Here is a 15,380-nt window from a genome sequence, read left to right as displayed (position 1 = left end):
GGGAAGCAAGATGGCGAACAATGCGGAAGAAATGATCCGGAAACTACAGATTTGCGCGCCTTACACGGATGAACCCTTTCCGTTCAAATCGAGAGTTCTGGTCGGGCCGACCCGTTCCGGGGAAATCCGCCGGTATTTCAGACGTAAGGCCAGGCTGAACCTGGACAAAATAGCAGACTCCAGGTTATCCACCTGGGAAAAGACGCTGACGATCAGCCAGTTTATCTCTGATCATATTCCGCATGACAATCAAAAGAAGCCAATTAAATGGCTCAATGCGATCCAACTCTGGGAATACGCACAGCGCGTTCCTACGGGTTTCAACTGCCGCTGGCATGCCATTCTGCTGAGTGAACTGCTGCTTTCCATTGACATCAAAAACCGTTTTGTTACCTGCATGCCTGAAGACAAGGATGACCAGGACTGCCATGTAGTTAACCTGGTATGGCTGCCGGAAATGAATAAATGGGCTATGATCGACTGTGACCAGCGGGAATATGTGACGGGTCCGGAAGGTGTTCCGCTGTCCCTGGAAGAAATGCGCACGGAACTTATTGCCGGGGGAGAACTGAACATCTGCCAGTATTCCGGACCGGACTGCCGGGAGTTCCTACAGGGATACTGGGCAAAGAACCTTTACTGGTTCAGCGTTCATATGACCTATGGTTATGACCTGGAAGGGCTTCGCATCATCCCTGATACATATGTTCACCTTGTTCCTCCGGGGTATGAAATACCGGGGAAATACAGACGTTTGGGAGACAGAGTTACAACCAACGCCGCCGCGTTCTGGCAGGGATAAAAGGTCTTGCCAGCAGGGAAGAAAAGGTATAAATTAAAAACGAACCAAACAGGATATCAGGTTCCTCAGGGGACTGTTCGATACAACGGAGGGAAAAACCATGAAACACACCAGGTGGGGGATTTCATTAGCCGCAGATGTTTCTGCTCCGCGCAAGGCCTGAGACAGGACGAGCCTGCACGGAGCGGTCGGAACCATTCGTCCGATCAGGCTTTGCGCCGCATGGATTATAAATACATGTAAGGAGCAAAGCCATGAATAGACATTCTATCAAACAACTTCACAGTTTTCTTTTGCTATGGGGATCACAGACCGTATCCCAGCTCGGGACGGCCATGACGGATTATGCGATTATAATCTGGGTGTACAGCCAGAAAGGAACCGCGTCCAGTGTGACCCTGCTGACAGTATGCAGTTTTCTGCCTACAATCTTTCTGCGCTTCCTGGCGGGAAGCATGGTGGATCGATGGAACAAAAAGCGCATAATGCTGATCGCGGATCTGCTGGCAGCCTGCGGTACACTGGCTGTGTTTGTGCTGCATTCCGCGGAGGCCCTGGAGATCTGGCATCTGTATGTGATCAACTTCCTGCTGAGCCTTATGAATGCTTTCCAGGAGCCGGCTTCCTTTGTTGCAGTCAGCATGCTGGTGCCGAAAGAACACTATGCACGGGCCAGCGGCTTGCAGGGATTCGGCGGAGCTGCGATATCCATCCTGGCGCCTGCACTGGGCGCACTGCTGCTGGCATACGGCGGGCTGGAACTGGTGCTGATCGTCGACCTGGCAACCTTTGCCATTGCTTTCCTGGTATTACTTTTCCTGATCCGGATTCCGGAGGTTGAAAAGACGGAAACGGAAGAAGAACCGTTTTTCCAGACCTGCATGGCCGGGATTCGGTATCTGCGGGAGCACACTGCGATTTTCCGGATTACCCTGTTCCTGGCGGTGATCAACTTTTTGGCGAAGCTGGGTAACGACGGGATGCTCTCGCCCTTTATCCTGGGCCGGACGGGCAATAACCAGCCGGTACTGGGAGCGGTGGAGAGCTTTACAGCTTTGGGTGTGCTGGCCGGAAGCCTGCTTGTGATCCTGATGAAACCGGCGAAGAAGCGGATCCCCTTGATTTTCATTACGACCGGATTGATCTTTTTCGGAAACATTATCCAGAGTATGACTTCCAGGCCCTGGCTCTGGTGCGCAGCTGCCTTTGGAAGCTACCTGTTTGCAGCGGTGATGAATGTGAACATGGATACCATGATGCGGGAAAAGGTTCCGCTGGAAATGCAGGGACGGGTTTTTTCCGCGAAGAGTACGCTTCAGAATTTCACGATTCCGATAGCACTCCTGCTGGGCGGCCTGCTGGCAGATAAGGTGTTTGAACCGTTTATGCTGACGGATTCCCCGACGCAACAGATCCTGTCCGGATTATTCGGCACGGGAAAAGGAGCAGGCATCGGCCTGATGTTCTTTATTGTCGGAATAGCAGGGATACTGATCAGCTTTACGCGGCTGCGCAAGCCGGTTTACAGGGAACTGGACCGGCAGGGAAAAGAAACGATACAAACGAATGATTGATATGGAGGATATAAAAGATGAACCGTAATAAAGCAATCGCTTTTTTCAGCGGATTTCCGGAACGCCGGTTTACAGATGAAATTGCCAGGCGGCTGGAAAAGGAACTGCCTGTGCGCAGATGCATAGTGTTTATCACAGCCTGTCCGGTGGAATATCAGCAGAATGATGAAGACTCAGCCGGAATGCACGGGATGTTTAAGGAATACGGAATCGGCTTTGAACGGTTCTGTGTGGTGGATGCCAGAATGGATCCTGCCGATGCGCAGAAATGGGCCCGGGAGGCAGACTGCTTCTTCCTGATGGGCGGAGGAGTCTGCACCGAGCAGATGCAGCTGATGCGGGATAAAGGGATCTTTGATATTGTCCGGGATGGCCCGGGGATGGTTTTGGGCGTCAGCGCCGGATCCATGAACATGGGAAAAACGACGGTAGACTGGACGGGAGACTGGGAACCCCTTGAACCGTATGAAGGACTGGGCTTTGCCGATATTACCGTGATCAGTCATTTTGATTATGATGATACGGGACGGCTGCGGTTCATGAAGGCGGTTTCCATGGAGCAGCCTGTCTGTGCTATGGAGGATGAAAGCGCCATCTTTATCAGAAACGGCAAGGTGGACATCATTGGTACAATTCATCGGGTTGAGAAAGGCGAAATCAGCGAATTTACAGAAGAAGACGTCAGACTCTGAAAAGAATGCTGATGAACACCATTGTTTAATCCATGCATATCATGATGATCTGCATGAAAAAACAGACTGTATCTTTGTCTGTGTTTTCCCCTGACGGGTAAAACCGTCAGGGGTTTTCTGATGATGGAAAAGTTTCATGAACGATTCGGTGAATTATATGGTATAATACAGACAAATCACCAATAATGGTTTATTTAACATCGCGATACAAGGCATTTTGCCGGAAGAAACCGGCAGGGCACACCCGGAACGGGTTAAACATACGAGTGTTCAGGCGCCTGCGCTTACGCAGGGGTTTGGGATTATATCATGCCAGAAAGGGTTTGACGAATGACAGACATGAAAACGGATGAGCTGATTCTTCAGTTTTTCAAGGAGGATATCGGCGGCATCCTTATAACCGGTGAGAATGGAGAAATCCTCTACGAGGATGAAAAGACGACGTTTATCCGGACGGAGAAGACCAACTGGGAGGGAGCCTGCCCCGCACCGCGGGACGGACAGAAGGGCGAACGATGGGACCTGGTGCGCTCTGAAAACGGAAAAACCTATATGGTGACTACCTCAACCTTTACGGACGGAGACGGGCTGAAGCAAATCCACCATCTGGCGGACACCAGTGAATATACAGAACTGTACCGGAATATGAGCGACTATTCCCGGATGCTCCGGAACGAAAAGGAATATGACGGGCTGACCAGGCTGTATAACCGGGGCAAGTTTATGGAGATGAAGCGGACTTTGTTCCGGAACCAGGACGCAATTGCCATATTCAATATGGACGTGAACAACCTGAAACAGGTGAATGACACACTCGGCCATGAGGCGGGAGACCGGCTGATACGGAAAGCAGCGGAGAGCCTGAAACGGATTGAAGCCCGGAATGTGATTCCCTTCCGTACAGGCGGGGATGAGTTTGTTTTAGCCGCGATTCATGTGGACAAGGCAGGTGCGGAAAAGATCCGGCAGGCCTGGGAGAAGGCACTGGCGGAGCTGAATGAGGCGGAGGATGGTGTTCCCTGCACGGTAGCGTGCGGATTTGCTTTCGGGGAAAAAGGATACGATCTGGAAGAGATCCTTGCCCGGGCGGATCAGGCTATGTATGAGGATAAGAAGAGAAAGAAAGGAATAAGCTGAGGAACTGAAGCCAGAGGAGGGAATACAGAATGATCCGGACGGCTCCCGGTATTGCCAGGGCGGATATGATCAGATGCGTATTGTGTAAAAACGCGCCCTGCGATGACGCATGCGGAAAACTGAAACCGGCGGAACTGCTGCGGAATATCTGGTTCGGAAATGAACAGACCGCGGCGCAGCACCTGCCGGAAGAAAACCCGTGCCTGACCTGCAAAGCTCCCTGTGAGCAGTCGTGCGTGCGGCCGGGAGAGGTGCCGATCCGGGATCTGATGAACCGGCTGCATTATCAGGTGAAGCCGGAATGTGAGACGCCTCTTCCTGAAAACGAGAGCCGGCTGAAGTGTGACCTGTGCGGGATTCCGTTGGAGAATCCTTTCCTGCTGTCTTCCTCCGTGGTGGCCAGCACATACGACATGTGTGCCCGGGCATTTGAGGCAGGATGGGCCGGAATCTGCTTCAAGACGATCTGCTCCCTGGATATCCATGAGGCGTCCCCGCGGTTTTCCGCAATCACAGGGAATGACGGAAGCATTATCGGTTTCAAAAATATCGAGCAGCTTTCTGACCACAGCGTGGCGGAAAACATGGAGATATTCCGCCGGCTGAAGGCGAAGTATCCAACCAAGTTCATCCTGGCATCCATTATGGGAAAAGATGAAGCGGAATGGGGCGAGCTTGCCCGGCTGTGCGAAGAGAACGGCGCGGATGCGGTGGAACTGAATTTCTCCTGCCCCAACATGGCGGAGGGCGGCCTGGGCAGCGATATCGGCCAGGTACCGGAACTGGTGGAGCGGTTCACACGGGCTGCGAAACAAGCCTGCCATATTCCCGTGCTCGCAAAGCTGACCCCGAATGTGGCGAACATGAGCCCGGCGGCGGAGGCTGCAAAGCGGGGCGGAGCGGACGGAATAGCGGCTATTAACACAATCAAATCGATAACCGGGGTGAACATGCACACTTATGTAGCCGCACCCTCCGTCCACGGACAGAGCGCAGTGGGCGGATACAGCGGCAATGCCGTGAAACCCATTGCCCTGCGGTTTATTGCGGAGCTGGGGCAGCATCCGGATCTGAAGGGAATACACCTGTCCGCCATGGGCGGCGTGGAAACCTGGCAGGACGCACTGGAGTTTATCCTGCTGGGCGGCGGTTCCATCCAGGTGACTACTGCCGTGATGCAGTATGGATACCGGATTGTGGAAGACCTGAAGTCAGGACTGAATCTGTATCTGGCAGAGAAGGGCTTCAGCAGCGTGAAGGAAGTCATCGGACTGGCGCTGGATACGCTAAGCCATACAACTGATACCCTGGAGAGGGATACGGTGCTGTTTCCCCGGTTTGTCCGCGAAAACTGCATCGGCTGCGGCCGGTGTCAGATTTCCTGTGATGACGGCGGACATCAGGCAATCCGGATGGATGAAGAGCGCCGCCCTGTGCTGAACGGGAAGAACTGTGTTGGCTGCCATCTGTGCGTACTGGTCTGCCCGCAGAAGGCCATTCTGCCGGGTGGTAAACGGATTACCCGAAACAAGTAAAAACAGAATATAAACAAAATACTGCCATGAGTTGTTCTGTTGCGTATATACATGCGGCCGGCAGAAAACAGCTGGGGGGTTGAAGAACCGGTCCGCAAAGAGGAGGCTGAAGGAATGAAGAAAATACTGATTCCATTGCTGGTGCTGCTGCTCATCTGTACCGGATTGTCCGCAGGGGCAGAGGGAAACGAAGAGCTTCGGCTGGAAGTGAACACTGCGAAACTTCCGGTCTATGAAAGCAGCGATCCGTTCCTCAACGGACTGGTCGGCGAAAACACGGAGGAGCTGCCCGTGCTGGTGATCCCGGTAAAGAAAACCTTCCGGATTCCGGTGTCCGTTATGCCGAAGAGTGTGAAAAACAAAAAGGTCACGCTGACAGCGGAGAATCCGGAGATCCTGAAAGTGAACAGCAACGGCGTTACCGGCCAGAAGAAGGGAGAAACCCTGCTGACCATCGCCAGTGCAGAGGATCCGGCTGTGATGATCCGGTACCGGGTGGCAGTGATCCAGCCGGTGACCCGCATCTCCGTAATTGCTTCCGAAAAGAGCGTGGCAGCGGGCGGAACGGTGACACTGACGGCCGCGTTTGCGCCGGAAGACGCTTCCATCCAGCGGGTGAGGTGGATATCCTCCAATGAAAAGGCGGCCACGGTGGACGAAAACGGAACCGTGACCGGTGTGGCCAGAGGAAGCGCCCGCATCTCCGCGATTGCGGAGGATGGGAGCAACATCCGTGCCAACATCAGCATCCAGGTGATCCAGAACCCGGAAACAGTCCAGCTGGACAAGGCAGAAGTAACCGTGGATGTCGGGAAAACCGGAACCCTGAAGGCAACTGTGCTGCCAAAGAACGCCAATGACAAGAACGTGGTATGGACCTCCTCTGACGAGAGTATTGCCACGGTGAACGCCAGCGGGCGGATAACCGGCCTGAAGCTGGGAGAGTGTGAAATCATCTGCACCAGCCGGGCAAACGGGGAAGCAGTGGCGAAGGCCACCGTGCATGTGCAGCAACCGGTGAAGAAAGTAACGTTCGGCGAGGCACCGACGGTCTATGTGAATGAGACCGGCAAACTGACCTGGAACACTGAACCGGCGGACGCCACCAATCCCGCGCTGACCTTCCGCTCCGTCAATGAGAAAGTGCTGACTGTCAGCGAAGACGGAACGGTGACAGGCGTGAAAGCCGGCGAGGCCACGGTGATTGCCATGACTACGGACGGCTCCAACCGGCAGGCAAGGATCAAGGTGAGGGTATACCAGCATGTGACCGGTGTGCACATGAAACGAAAGACCGCTTACATTGACCTGGGAGCCACTTCCTCTGCAGGCGCTATCCTGGAACCCGCGAATGCCACGAACCACAACATGACCTGGGAGACCGCGGACGCCTCCATCGCGAAAGCGGAACCGGTGGCGAAACAGAAGAACCGGGTAAACATTACCGGCGTCAGCGCGGGAGAGACCACGGTGACAGGCACGACAGAGGACGGCGGCTTCAAGGCCTCCATCCTGGTGAAAGTGGGCGACTGGGAAAAGGCGCTGAAGATTACCGAGGCAAAGGTGCAGGGCGCGGATGCGCTTGTGACGCTGAAGAATACCAGCGAGCTGACGATCACTTCTGTGACAGTGGAGGTTTCTGTGCTCGACAATGAAGGAAAGCCGGTGCCCTGCAACAAGAAGGATAACAGCAATACCTTCCAGATGGTGTACAAAAAGACGCTGGAGCCCGGTGCATCCACGAAGGAAAAGGAATGGAAGATTGTGAACTACAAGCTGCCCGAATCCACGACGGTACATGAGTACGTGGTGAAAGTGACAGAGTTTGAGATAGATCACGACTGGATCAAACTGATCCGGAAGAGAAACCAGCCGACAAAGAAGTGCCCGGTGCACCTGTGAGCATAGAAGGAGGTCAGAATCATGAATAAACGGATTATGACGCTGATGGCAGCCCTGGTTATGGTGCTGCTGATGGTTTTCACCACGGCCCTGGCAGTAGATGATACTCCCTCTGATTCCGCGGGATACTACTACGTCTACACTGAGAATGGAAAGGGCCTGAACGTCCGGGCCACACCCGGCGGTGAAGTGGTCGGGAGCCTGAAATACGGTACAAAGATCTACTGCTATTACCGGGACGGCGGAAACGGCTGGGCAATGATAGACTACACCTACAATATGCCCGGCGTTGGCAAAGGCACTTATGCCTGCTTTATCTCCAGCCGCTACCTGCGCAGCAGCAAGCCGCCGGCCAAACCCGACGGAGCAACACCGACTCCCGCAGCCCAGACGGATCCGGAAGCAGAGCTCAACGCTGAATTCCGGAGCGCCAGGAAGGTGGATCCTTTCGTGGTGACGGTACGCCCCTCCCGGGCCAGCGGCTGGGTGAATCTCCGCTGGGCACCGAGCAAACAGACAGAGGTTATGGCCACCTACAAGGCGAACGAGAAGCTGCTGGTGATTCAGGAACTGAAGAACTGGTACCAGGTGGAGGACCAGGATACAGGAAATGTAGGCTTCATCAGCAAGCAGTTTGTGGTGAAGTGAGCCGGACAGGCGGAGAAGGAGGAAACAAGTGATGAAAAAGATATTGGCAGTGATACTCAGCCTGGTCATGCTGGTGGGAATGGCTTCAGTCCTGGCAGAAGCCGGAGGAAAACCAACCATCGGTACGGTCAGCATCAACGGCGCTTTTACCCTACAGTGCGGACTGCCGGAAGGATATCATCCGATTCCGCTTTCTGTGACGCAGGACCAGGTGACAGCTGTGATTCGTTCAGATGATCCGACTGCGCCGGTAATGCAGCTGTCTGTGGCGTATGACGAAAAATACTACGACGTGGACCGGATGAACGACCTGACGCCGGAGGAACTGAGCCAGCTGGAGGATACCTACATTGAGGAAGATCCGGAGGTGGAAATCACCTATGGCGAGACAGGTTACGGCACCCAGCTGCTGATTGCACGGCACGAGACGGAGGAGATGGATTATATCGCGTTCTTCTCCATCTACAAGGGCTACTGCGTGGAGTTTGTGCTGGTGCCCGCGGAGGAAGCGGAGGATAAGAACCTGACAGAGGATCAGCTGCAGCTGTGTGTTGATTTCCTGACGGACCTGGATTTCATTCCTGCCAATATGCCGGCAGATTCCAAAATGCTGGTGGCGGAAGGAAAGTATGTGACCAACTTCAGCGACTATGATCCGGAAACCAATACGGTGCGGATGGAAGTCAAGCACACGGTGGTGCTGGACAAGGAAGTTGCCGAAGGCCTGCGGGCGGGAGACACACTGATCATCGGCCAGTACAGTGAAAAGATTGAAACACTGGAACACGATGAAGACGGAACAATCCGGATCAACGAAGATATCACGCTGGAAAACTACGGCGGAGAATATCATGTATACATGCTTGATTATGAATACCTGGAAACCTACGTGATCCTGGAGGAGGAGATTCCGGAGGACCTGACCTTTGAGGACGGGATTGTACCGGAGACCGGTGATCCGCTGGACGAGCCGACGAAGCATACGGCACAGGAGTTCATCGACATGCTGACAGCCGGGACTTTCCCGGACTTTGCGTCAGACAACGTGTACGCATTCTTTGACGCGGACGGGAACCTGATTGCCGTGGAGCGCTATTACGCGCCCTGGCAGTAAGAAAAACAATCATTGCGGGCGCGGATACGTTGCGGATGAGGCGTACAATATAGTATAATCACAGTATACTCAGAGATCTGCATATACCGACCGATAAAGGAGGCAATGATATGACCATTACCAAGAACCTGAACGGAACAGCCCTGGAGATCGCCCTGGCGGGCCGGCTGGACACGATGACCGCCCCGGAACTGGAGGCGGAACTGAATAAAGATCTGGGCGGTGCCGACAGCCTGACGCTGGATTTCGGCAAGCTGGACTACATTTCTTCTGCCGGACTGCGGGTGCTTCTGACCGCGCATAAGGCCATGGCCGCAAAGGGCGGCATGAAGATCTGCAACGTCAACGAGGTTGTTCAGGAAGTTTTTGAAGTGACGGGCTTTGCCGACATCCTGACGATTGAGTGACAGAAGGCGGATCTTCCGGGCTGATCCGGAAAACCGCCGGGACAGAATGCTGTTTGCGGGAGAGAACAAAGGATGAAAACAGATAAAATTACGGTTTCCAGCCAGGGAGCCCGGATGGGCGCTGCACTGGAACAGGCGGAAAAGGTAGCGGCTTACAAGGGCCTGAAAATGAAAGATGCCCTGCACCTGCGGCTGCTGACCGAAGAGATGATGGGCCTGATGCGCTCCATTACGGGAGAGCGGGAAGGTATCTTCTGGATTGAGGACGAAGATGGTGAATACCGGCTGCACCTGCAGGTGAGGACGCTGCTGAACAGCGAGGAACGTGAACAGCTGCTGGCAGTTTCCAGCTCGGGGAAAAACGAGTCCGCCAAAGGTATCATGGGCAGGATCCGGGATTTCTTTGACTGGGGTTCCGACGAGGATCTGGCCACCTATACCAGCCCGCTGCTGCTGCCGGATGCTTTTGAATATACCAGTTCTCCTGCACTGGATTGGGAATGGTCCATGGCACGGTATGAAAACGCGCTGTCCTCCCGGCTGGAACTGGACGCCAAGGACGTCCGGGAGGCCTGGGATGAACTGGAAAAATCCGTGGTATCCCACGTGGCGGATGATATCAAGGTATCGATCCGCAGCGGAACCGTGGAAATGATTATCATCAAGAAGTTGGCCTGAAACCGGAGAAAAAACAAGGCAGACCGGTGACAGAACCGGTGGCAGGAACAGAACTGCCGCCGGTTTTCTATTGACCGGAAAGAGGTTTTGAGGTATTTTGACATGTACACATTCCGGGACTGATTGTCCGGGGGAGGATGAGAACAGGTATGTCTTTCGGGAAGGAACTGAATGTTCTGCTCTATGTCCTGTTTGGTTCGTTTGATACGCTGTCAACAATTTTGTCGGTCCTTTATATGATTGGACTGTGGAGGTTGTTTGTGAAATGCGGCCTGAAGGGCTGGTGGGCGCTGGTGCCGATTGTAAAATATTACAAACTGGCACTGTGCGCAGACCGCGAGCAGGAAGGCCGGACAGTAACCTTACTTCATACTGTCGTTACGCTTGTATATATTGTAAATACATACATGGAGCCGGGAAGCGTTCCGTACTTTTTCTGCGCGCTTCTGGATGTTGCGTGCATGCCGGCTGTCCTGATCTATTCCGCCCGGATGTATTCAGGCTTGTGCCGGGTTTTTGAACGGAGAAGATGGTGGGTGCTGCTGTGGCTTGTGGCGGAGTATTTTCCGGTTGCTCCGCTGCTGTGGGGCTTCAGAAAGAAATACCAGCCGGTCTGGCTGGCGGAGGAAATCCGGGATGACGCCGACTACTATTTTTCAGGCAGGAAGGCTGCGATACTGGATCAAGGCCTGACTGTGAACCTTGAGGAACGGACAGCCAGGGAATTCTTTAAGAAAAAATACCTGCTCAGGAACATCCACCTGAGTATTCAGCCCGGACATATGGTGCTGCTGCTGGGCGGTTCCGGTGCGGGGAAGACCACCTTCCTGAATGCGGTGAACGGATATGAGCCCGCGAAGGCAGAGGTGACCATCAACGGCCGGAACATGTATAAAAACTATAAGGAAATGCAGTATGACATCGGCTTTGTACCGCAGGCAGACCTGATCCGCGGTTGTGATACGGTTTACCGTACCCTGATGGATACCGCCATGCTGCGGCTGCCTAACAGTTTCTCCAGGCCGGAACGGCAGGGCCGGGTGGAGGAAGTAATGGATATTTTCGGCCTGACCCCGGTAAAGGGCAACCTGGTGTCCAAGCTTTCCGGCGGACAGCGGAAGCGGCTGTCCATTGCCATGGAGTTTATCTCCAACCCGACGCTGTTCATCCTGGACGAGCCGGACAGTGGCCTGGACGGCGTGATGGCCCGGGAACTGTTTACCCAGCTGCGGAAGATTGCCGACCAGGGCAAGATCATTATTGTTATTACCCATACACCGGACAGGGTTATCGACCTGTTTGACGACGTGATTGTCCTGGCCAAGGACGCAAAGCGTACCGGACGGCTGGCCTGGTTCGGCCCCATCGATGAGGCACGGGCTTTCTTTGGTAAGGAAAAGATGGAGGAGATCGTAAAGTCTGTCAACCGTGAGGAAGAGGGCGGCGAAGGCCGGGCGGATGAGTTCATCCTCAAGTACACGGAGGTGCAGCATGTCTGAGACAATCGTTAAAAAGGAAAGAACGTTCCGGCACCGCGACCGGCTGAGCCAGGTACCGATCTACCTGGGCAAACAATTCAGGTTCTTTATCAATGAAAGCGACTGGAAAGTAATCCCCATGGCCATGGTGATTGCCATGCTGGTGGCGGTGGTGATCCGGAACCGGATCTTTGCCAACATGGAGGGCTGCATCATCGGCTCCTTCGCGCTGACCTGCGTAGCACTGTGGAACGGATGCTTCAATTCTATCCAGGCAATCTGCCGGGAAAGGGCGATTGTCAAGCGGGAACATCGCTCCGGTATGCATATCACCTCTTATATGACGGCGCATATGATCTATCAGTTCTTCCTGTGCCTGATCCAGACGATTGTCAGCTTGTATGTGATGAAGTCTGCAGGGGTTCCGTTTCCGGAGGAGGGCATTTTCACCGCACATATGGGGATTGTGGAATTTGGCATTACGCTGTTGCTGATTTCCTATGCGGCGGATATGATGAGCCTGTTTATCTCCAGCATCGCCCATACGACCACTGCCGCCATGACGGTAATGCCCTTTGTGCTGATCTTCCAGCTGGTTTTTTCCGGCGGAGTGATCCCGCTGCCAGAACGTGTTCAGCCGTTGTCGACTTTCACGGTATCCAATTACGGAATTAAAGCGATCGCATCTCAGTGCGGCTACAATGAGCTGCCGATGGCAGCCGGATGGACTGCTGTGAACAGCATGAAGAACAGCGAGATCGAAAAAACGATTACCGTAGGAGAAATACTGGACATTCTGAACAGTGATGCGATGGCAAAGCACCGGGAGGATGTCGTGCTTCCATCCATGACCGCCGGAGATCTTGCGGAACTGCTGGAGATTGGCGAAATCCGTAACAAGGATGAACTGATCATTAAGGATCCGATGACATTCGGTGAGTTGCTGGATTTTGCCAATACAAGCGACACAGTACAAAAACGAAAAGATAAGAGCTTCACAATTAAGACCACCGTAGGAGAGCTGATGAGCATCTTCGGCGAAGAGAACGTGAAGAGCTTCCTGCAGGAGCGGACAGCCGAAGCCGCCCAGAAGAAACAGTATGACAAGTCAAGGGTGAATGTCCTGATCAATTGGTTCTTCCTGTGCGTGTTTATCCTGGGCTTTGCCTTGATGTCAACCGTTTCGCTGGAACTGATTGACAAGGACAAGAGGTAATGGAAAAGGATGGAGATCCTGGTAAAACAGGATCTCCATCCTTTTTAATGAATACTGAAAACAATAACAGGTAGGAGGGAGAAAGTAGGAGGTAGGATGGAACGAAAGTGATGAGTGTATAGTGAAAAGTGATGAGTGATGAGCGTAGAGTTGTTGTTGTGCGACAGTGAAGAGTGTAGAGTGTCTGCTGTGCGGATGCACAGCCGAAAAGAACCCCCGCCGGATGGCGGGGGCCTTTTCGGATAAGATTGGGGAAGAATTTATTCATCCGACTGGAGGGCATCATAGCCTTCCTCGCCGGTACGAACCCGGATAACATTCTCAACATCCTGGACGAAGATCTTACCATCGCCGATGTGACCGGTGTACAGGACGCCGCGGGCTGTTTCAACAACTTCGCTGACGGGGATCTTGCTGACGACGATATCAACCTGTACCTTGGGCAGCAGGGTAACTTCCACAGGAGTACCACGATAGTACTCGGGCTTGCCCTTCTGTGCGCCGTAACCCATAACATTGGTAACAGTCATACCGGTGATGCCGATGCCGTTCATGGCCTTCTTCAGGCTTTCCAGGCTGGCAGGGCGGCAGATGATCTGCACGCGGGTGTAAACCGGTTCGCCCACAGGCTTTTCGGCCTTCTTCACAGCGACAGGCACGGCTTCCGCAACAGGAGCGGCTGCGGCAACAGGAGCCGGAGCGGCTGCGGGAGCGTCATAGCCTTCTTCAGGCAGGATGGCAAATCCGGAATAAGCGGTGAGCAGGCCGTGCTCGCTGCGGTCGAGGCCCATGACCTCATCCGCGGCATCTGCCCGCAGGCCGATAGTCTTTTTGATGATCATAAAGACGACGGTGATGACGGTTGCGGTCCAGGCGATGGTGCACAGAACGCCAAGCAGCTGGACACCGAAGAACTTGAAGCCGCCGCCGTAGAAGACACCCTTCATGGTAGTGCCGCCGGTGGCAAACAGGCCGGTCAGGATGGTACCGAGAGCGCCGCATACACCGTGGACAGAGATGGCGCCTACCGGGTCATCGATCTTTACGACCTTGTCGAAGAATTCAACAGCGAGTACGATAACGAAGCCGCAGGCCAGACCGATGAGAGCCGCGCCGAAGGGGTCGACCGCGTCGCATCCTGCAGTGATGCCGACCAGGCCGGCCAGAGCTGCGTTGAAGGTCATGGAGACATCAGGCTTGCCGTAGCGGAGCCAGGTGAAGAGCATGGTGGTCAGAGTAGCCACAGCAGCGGCCAGGTTGGTGTTGAAGAAAACCAGGGAGGCGCTGCCGATCAGTTCGTCGCTGTCCATGCCCACGGTGGAAGCACCGTTGAAACCGAACCAGCAGAACCAGAGGATGAACACGCCCAGGGCTGCGATGGAAAGGTTGTGACCGAGGATGGCGCGGGGCTTTCCATCCTTGCCGTACTTGCCAACGCGGGGTCCAAGGATCTTAGCACCGATCAGGGCGCAAATGCCGCCGACCATGTGAACCGCGGTAGAACCGGCGAAATCATGGAAGCCCATTTCAGCGAGGAAACCGCCGCCCCAGATCCAGTGACCGGAGACCGGGTAGATGAACAGCGAGATCGCTGCGGAGTAGATGCAGTAAGCAGAGAATTTAGTCCGCTCAGCCATGGCACCGGAAACGATGGTGGCGGAGGTGGCACAGAAGACGGTCTGGAAGATGGCGTATGCCCAGAGTGGAACGCCCGCCGGAAGAATATGGCTGTAATCCTTCATGATAAAGGGATCGATCCAGCCGAAGAGTGCGGTGCCGGCGCCGAACATAATGCCGTAGCCGAACAGCCAGTATAACGGGGTACCGATACAGAAGTCCATCAGGTTCTTCATCAAAATGTTACCGGTATTTTTGGCGCGGGTGAAACCCGCTTCACACATGGCGAATCCCGCCTGCATGAAGAAGACCAGAGCTGCTCCTAGGAGCACCCATATTGTGTTGGCTGCCGAGAATGTCATACAGATCACTTCCGTTTCGTGTTTTTCCCAAAATACAAAGTGAGGCGCGAAGGTGTTCAGCACACCTTCGCGCCTCATTGGGATGCACGGATTTTATGCCGAATAAAATCTTTTGTCAAGAGTGTATACAACAAAAAACAGGAGCAATACAGAAATCTTTTTTTGGAAGATTGACTTAGAGTGAACTTGAAGAAGTAAAATACCCATGCGCAGGAGAA

13 protein-coding genes are annotated in these 15,380 nt (G+C 54.0%); 12 read left to right on the top strand and 1 reads right to left on the bottom strand.

Translation table 11 applies throughout. The features are described 5' to 3' along the window. The first annotated feature begins 10 nt into the window (after positions 1–10). The 12 genes from JRC49_05425 to JRC49_05370 all read left to right on the top strand — a co-directional run bounded on the left by JRC49_05425 (position 11) and on the right by JRC49_05370 (position 13,183). Positions 11–802, top strand: a complete 792-nt coding sequence (locus JRC49_05425) for a hypothetical protein (protein ID QTE72256.1) — start codon at positions 11–13, stop codon at positions 800–802. Positions 803–1,056: 254 nt separating this feature from the next. Further along, on the top strand, positions 1,057–2,376 hold the full coding sequence (locus JRC49_05420) for an MFS transporter (protein ID QTE72255.1): 1,320 nt from the start codon (positions 1,057–1,059) through the stop codon (positions 2,374–2,376). A 17-nt stretch (positions 2,377–2,393) separates the two neighbouring features. Further along, complete coding sequence (locus JRC49_05415) at positions 2,394–3,068, top strand: Type 1 glutamine amidotransferase-like domain-containing protein (protein ID QTE72254.1); 675 nt, start codon at positions 2,394–2,396, stop codon at positions 3,066–3,068. A gap of 339 nt (positions 3,069–3,407) precedes the next feature. Then, positions 3,408–4,205, top strand: a complete 798-nt coding sequence (locus JRC49_05410; GenBank protein ID QTE72253.1) for a GGDEF domain-containing protein — start codon at positions 3,408–3,410, stop codon at positions 4,203–4,205. 29 nt (positions 4,206–4,234) lie between these two features. After that, positions 4,235–5,740, top strand: a complete 1,506-nt coding sequence (gene preA, locus JRC49_05405) for an NAD-dependent dihydropyrimidine dehydrogenase subunit PreA (GenBank protein QTE72252.1) — start codon at positions 4,235–4,237, stop codon at positions 5,738–5,740. Positions 5,741–5,854: 114 nt separating this feature from the next. Then, positions 5,855–7,642: an Ig-like domain-containing protein gene (locus JRC49_05400; protein ID QTE72251.1), complete on the top strand. Its 1,788-nt coding sequence runs from the start codon at positions 5,855–5,857 to the stop codon at positions 7,640–7,642. Between the two features lie 21 nt (positions 7,643–7,663). Continuing rightward, a complete protein-coding gene (locus JRC49_05395) occupies positions 7,664–8,290 on the top strand; it encodes an SH3 domain-containing protein (protein ID QTE72250.1) in 627 nt (208 codons plus the stop codon). 31 nt (positions 8,291–8,321) lie between these two features. After that, positions 8,322–9,404 (top strand): hypothetical protein, encoded by a 1,083-nt coding sequence (locus JRC49_05390; protein ID QTE72249.1) that lies wholly within the window; start codon positions 8,322–8,324, stop codon positions 9,402–9,404. 110 nt (positions 9,405–9,514) lie between these two features. Beyond that, the gene (locus JRC49_05385; protein QTE72248.1) at positions 9,515–9,811 is read left to right on the top strand and encodes an STAS domain-containing protein; all 297 of its coding nucleotides are present in this window, start codon (positions 9,515–9,517) and stop codon (positions 9,809–9,811) included. Positions 9,812–9,883: 72 nt separating this feature from the next. After that, positions 9,884–10,489 (top strand): hypothetical protein, encoded by a 606-nt coding sequence (locus JRC49_05380; GenBank protein QTE72247.1) that lies wholly within the window; start codon positions 9,884–9,886, stop codon positions 10,487–10,489. Positions 10,490–10,638: 149 nt separating this feature from the next. Beyond that, positions 10,639–11,988, top strand: a complete 1,350-nt coding sequence (locus JRC49_05375; protein ID QTE72246.1) for an ABC transporter ATP-binding protein — start codon at positions 10,639–10,641, stop codon at positions 11,986–11,988. Continuing rightward, entirely contained in the window at positions 11,981–13,183 is a 1,203-nt protein-coding gene (locus tag JRC49_05370) for an ABC transporter permease (GenBank protein ID QTE72245.1), read from the top strand. The genes JRC49_05375 and JRC49_05370 overlap by 8 nt, the downstream gene beginning before the upstream one ends. A gap of 260 nt (positions 13,184–13,443) precedes the next feature. On the opposite strand, the gene amt is transcribed toward JRC49_05370, so the two are convergent. Then, positions 13,444–15,162, bottom strand: coding sequence for an ammonium transporter (gene amt / locus JRC49_05365; protein QTE72244.1), 1,719 nt, complete (start codon positions 15,160–15,162; stop codon positions 13,444–13,446). Between the last annotated feature and the right edge of the window lie 218 nt (positions 15,163–15,380).

The organism is Clostridiales bacterium FE2011 (assembly GCA_017569305.1).
Taxonomy (GTDB): Bacteria; Bacillota; Clostridia; order Christensenellales; family Aristaeellaceae; genus Aristaeella.
This window is presented reverse-complemented; position numbering and strand designations above follow the sequence as displayed.